The sequence below is a fragment of the Micromonospora sp. MH33 genome, assembly GCF_003013775.1.
GTDB lineage: Bacteria > Actinomycetota > Actinomycetes > Mycobacteriales > Micromonosporaceae > Micromonospora > Micromonospora fulviviridis.
The window spans coordinates 1-3736 of sequence record NZ_MUYZ01000450.1; the positions used below are offsets into that span (position 1 = coordinate 1).

The window sequence follows — 3736 nt, forward strand, 5'->3', positions numbered from 1 at the left end:
CGCCGACCCGGCGGCCGCCGAGGCGGAGCCGGCGCCGGCGGGCGGCCCGCAGCGGTCGGCGCGCACCCCGCGCAGCGCGGTCGGGCTCACGGAGCGTGAGCTTCAGGTGCTGCTCGGCATGGCCGAGGGGAAGAGCAACGCGGAGATCGGGCGGGAGCTGTTCGTCTCGGAGGACACGGTCAAGACGCACGCCCGCCGGCTGTTCCGCAAGCTCGGCGCGCGCGACCGGGCGCACGCCGTGGCCGCCGGCTTCCGCGCCGGGCTGGTCGCCTGAGCCGGCCCGTCAGTCCTCGGCGGTGTCGTCGGTGCCCTCGGTGAGGGTGTCGTGCACGCCGTCCGCGTAGCCGCGGGCGTAGTCCCAGCTCACGTAGTGGTCCGGATCGGGGTCGTAGGCCGGCTCGTGCACCCGGGGCCGCCCCGAGTTGAGCAGGTGGCGCAGGTTGCCCCGGAGCAGGTCCCAGTCGAAGTAGTGTGGCTCGCGGCAGTCCTCGCACTCGATGACCAGGCCGCGGACGCCGATCGGCTGGAGCAGGGCCTGGTAGATCTCCAGGTCGGCGAGATCCTCCAGGACGTCCTGCCGCTCGACCTCGGTCAGCGGGTCGAGCGGGTCGGCCTCGCGCGGGTCGTGCAGGCCGGCAGCCGGATCGGCCGGGTCGCCGTTGAACGGGTCGATGGGCTCGTCGTGCACCCCCTCACCGTAGTCCCCGACCCCCCGGAAAGTCCGCCCCCGGCATTCCCTGTGGCGCCGCCTACCCCGGCCCGCCGCTGCCGGGGGCCGCGCAGCTCAATGGGTACGATGAAGCGACGCGCCGTCACCCCGGCGTGCGCCGGTGCCCGCGCGCGCCGCCTCGCTGCAGCCCGTCCGACCAGCTCATGGGGAGCAATCGTGGAGAATTCGCCCAGCACCGAGATCCCGGCCGGCCGCGACGGCGGTGAGCTGGGCGGCCATCTGCCCGAGCTGCCCGCCGGCTCGGCCCGGGTGGTGCCGCTCGGGCTGACCTTCGACGACGTGCTCCTCCAGCCGGGCGAGTCGGACGTGGTGCCGAGCCGGGTGAACACCCGCACCATGCTCACCCGCCGCATCGAGCTGAACGTCCCGCTGCTGTCCAGCGCGATGGACACCGTCACCGAGGCGCGGATGGCGATCGCCATGGCCCGCCAGGGCGGCATCGGCGTGCTGCACCGCAACCTCTCCGTGGAGGACCAGGCGCTCCAGGTCGACCTGGTCAAGCGCTCCGAGTCCGGCATGATCACCAACCCGGTGACCGCCAGCCCGGACGACACGCTCCGCGAGGTCGACGCGCTCTGCGGCCGCTACCGCATCTCCGGCGTGCCGGTGGTCGACGGGCAGGGCGAGCTGGTCGGCATCGTGACCAACCGCGACATGCGCTTCGTCTCCGACCCGGCCACCCCGGTCCGCGACATCATGACCCGGACCCCGCTGGTCACGGCCCCGGTCGGGGTGCGCAAGGACGAGGCCCTCGACCTGCTGCGCCGCCACAAGGTCGAGAAGCTGCCGATCGTCGACGAGACCGGCAAGCTGCGCGGGCTGATCACGGTCAAGGACTTCACCAAGAGCGAGCAGTACCCGAACGCCACCAAGGACGAGGCCGGCCGGCTCCGGGTCGCCGCCGCGGTGGGCGTCGGCGAGGACGCGTACAAGCGGGCCCGCACCCTGGTCGACGCCGGGGTGGACGTGCTCATCGTGGACACGGCGCACGGCCACCAGCGGGCCGTGCTGGAGATGGTCGCCCGGCTCAAGAAGGACGTCGCCATCGACATCGTCGGCGGCAACATCGCCACCTACGCCGGCGCGAAGGCGCTGGTCGACGCGGGCGCCGACGGCATCAAGGTGGGCGTCGGCCCGGGGGCCATCTGCACCACCCGGATCGTGGCCGGGGTGGGCGTACCGCAGATCACCGCGATCATGGAGGCGTCCCGGGCGGCCCGCCCGGCCGGCGTGCCGGTGATCGGCGACGGCGGCATTCAATACTCCGGCGACATCGCCAAGGCCCTGGTGGCCGGCGCCGACACGGTGATGCTCGGCAGCCTGCTGGCCGGCTGCGAGGAGAGCCCGGGCGAGCTGATCTTCATCAACGGCAAGCAGTACAAGGCGTACCGGGGGATGGGCTCGCTCGGCGCGATGCAGTCGCGGGGCCAGGGCAAGTCCTACTCCAAGGACCGCTACTTCCAGCAGGACGTGCTCGCCGAGGACAAGCTGGTCCCCGAGGGCGTCGAGGGCCAGGTGCCCTACCGGGGCCCGCTCGCCCAGGTCGCCCACCAGCTCACCGGCGGGCTCCGCGCCGCCATGGGGTACGTCGGCGCCGAGAGCATCCCCGAGCTGCACCGGCGCGGCCAGCTCATCCGGATCACCGCGGCCGGCCTCAAGGAGAGCCACCCGCACGACATCCAGATGACCGTCGAGGCGCCCAACTACCACTCCCGCTGACCCACCACCCCCCACCACCTGGAGTCCCCCATGCGTGACGTGGTCGAGATCGGGCTGGGCAAGACCGCGCAGCGCGGCTACCACCTGGACGACATCGCCATCGTGCCGAGCCGCCGCACCCGGGACGTCGACGACGTCTCCACCGCGTGGCAGCTCGACGCCTACCAGTTCGGCATTCCCTGCGTCGGGCACCCCTCCGACGCGACCATGAGCCCCGCCTCGGCGGTGCGGCTCGGCCAGCTCGGCGGCCTCGGCGTGCTCAACGTCGAGGGCCTCTGGACCCGCTACGAGAACCCGGCCAAGGTGCTGGAGGAGCTGGCCGGCCTGGACGAGGACGCCCGGGCCACGAAGCGGCTCCAGGAGGTCTACGCGGAGCCGATCCGCCCCGACCTCATCGCCGAGCGGGTCCGCGAGCTGCGCGCCGGCGGCGGCACGGTGGCCGTCCGGGTCTCCCCGCAGCACACCCTGGCGCTCGCCCCGGTGATCCTCGACGCCGGCGTGGACATCCTGGTCATCCAGGGCACCATCGTCTCCGCCGAGCACGTCTCCACCACCGACGAGCCGCTGAACCTCAAGGAGTTCATCGCCGACCTCGACCTGCCGGTCATCGTCGGCGGCTGCACCGACTACAAGACCGCGCTGCACCTGATGCGCACCGGCGCGGCCGGTGTGATCGTCGGTATCGGCGGCGACGACTGGTCCACCACCGAGTCGGTGCTCGGCATCCGGGTGCCGATGGCCACCGCCATCGCCGACGCCGCCGCGGCCCGCCGCGACTACCTCGACGAGACCGGTGGCCGGTACGTGCACCTGATCGCCGACGGCGACATGCAGACCTCCGGCGACATCGCCAAGGCGCTCGGCTGCGGGGCCGACGCCGTGATGCTCGGCGAGCCGCTGTCGCTCTGCGAGGAGGCCCCGGCCGGCGGCGCCTGGTGGCACTCGGCCGCCAGCCACCCGTCGCTGCCGCGCGGCGCTTTCGAGGCGGCCGGCGAGCCGCTCGGCTCGATGGAGAAGCTGCTCTTCGGCCCGGCCGACGAGCCGGACGGCCAGCTCAACCTCTTCGGCGGGCTGCGCCGCGCGATGGCCAAGTGCGGCTACCGCGACCTCAAGGAGTTCCAGAAGGTCGGCCTGGTCCTCGACCGCTGACCCGGGTGACCGGCCGACGGCGCGGGTGCGGATTCCGGTCCCACCCGCGCCGTCGCGCGTCTAGGCCGTGTTTGGTAAGGGGTCGGCGGGTGGTGAGGTGCCGGCGTGGCGGTGATCGATAAAGGCTGAGGTCTCCGG

Annotated in this window: 4 protein-coding genes; 3 read left to right on the forward strand and 1 reads right to left on the reverse strand. The window is 73.1% G+C overall.

The features are described from left to right. Window positions 1–274: response regulator transcription factor (locus tag B0E53_RS34195; protein ID WP_146167900.1), on the forward strand; the 274-nt coding region annotated here is incomplete at its 5' end. Window positions 275–283: 9 nt separating this feature from the next. On the opposite strand, the gene B0E53_RS34200 is transcribed toward B0E53_RS34195, so the two are convergent. Continuing rightward, complete coding sequence (locus tag B0E53_RS34200) at window positions 284–688, reverse strand: DUF5319 domain-containing protein (protein ID WP_107079682.1); 405 nt, start codon at window positions 686–688, stop codon at window positions 284–286. Between the two features lie 198 nt (window positions 689–886). On the opposite strand from B0E53_RS34200, the gene guaB reads away from it, so the two are divergent. Continuing rightward, window positions 887–2449 carry an IMP dehydrogenase gene (guaB, locus tag B0E53_RS34205; RefSeq protein WP_107079683.1) on the forward strand — a complete coding sequence of 521 codons (1563 nt, stop codon included), beginning with the start codon at window positions 887–889 and terminating at the stop codon, window positions 2447–2449. Between the two features lie 30 nt (window positions 2450–2479). Continuing rightward, entirely contained in the window at window positions 2480–3598 is a 1119-nt protein-coding gene (locus B0E53_RS34210) for a GuaB3 family IMP dehydrogenase-related protein (RefSeq protein WP_107079684.1), read from the forward strand. Window positions 3599–3736: the final 138 nt, after the last annotated feature.

Excerpts from the sequence above, each read along its gene's own strand:
- B0E53_RS34210 (WP_107079684.1), top strand. The coding sequence starts at position 2,480 with ATGCGTGACGTGGTCGAGATCGGGCTGGGCAAGACCGCGCAGCGCGGC.